Annotated in this window: 1 pseudogene; it reads left to right on the top strand. The window is 55.6% G+C overall.

What is annotated here, in order from left to right:
• Nucleotides 1-233: 233 nt before the first annotated feature.
• Nucleotides 234-585: pseudogene (locus HZR81_RS23720) on the top strand (DUF1016 N-terminal domain-containing protein); the annotation flags it as partial.

Raw genomic sequence — 585 nt, 5'->3', positions numbered from 1 at the left:
ATCAGGCTGGCCCGCGATACAAGCTGACCGACGCTTTCAGTCCCTCCAAGCAAGCCCACTCCATGAACCTCGAACCGCAGTCAAAATAAGACTGTAAATTGAGTTGAGGTGATTATGATCGGGTGCCAACGGGAACACCTTAGAAACCCAAGACGCCTCCCTAGATCATTGGTAACTTCAAACTCAGGAGCGTTTGGCTTCAACGCAGCCTAAACCCAACCGACTGCGGGCAGCTCTATTGGCAGATCGGCAACGATATTCTGATCCGGCAGGCACAACAGGGCTGGGGGGCCAAGGTAATTGAGCGGTTGGCTCAGGATTTGCGTAGCGCCTTTCCTGACATGAAAGGTTTTTCGCCACGCAACCTCAAATATATGCGCGCCTTCGCCGAGGCATGGCCAGATGCTGAATTGGTGCAGCAGGCTGCTGCACAATTGCCTTGGGGTCACAATCTGGTGCTGCTGGACAAACTGCCTGGCCCCGAAACCCGCCACTGGTATGCCGCCAAGGCCATCGAACACAACTGGTCGCGCAACATTCTGGTGATGCAGATCGAGACCCGGCTGCTGGAGCGCAGTGGCAAGG

This window comes from Pseudomonas sp. LM13 (genome assembly GCF_041381355.1).
Lineage (GTDB): Bacteria > Pseudomonadota > Gammaproteobacteria > Pseudomonadales > Pseudomonadaceae > Stutzerimonas > Stutzerimonas frequens.
This window is presented reverse-complemented; position numbering and strand designations above follow the sequence as displayed.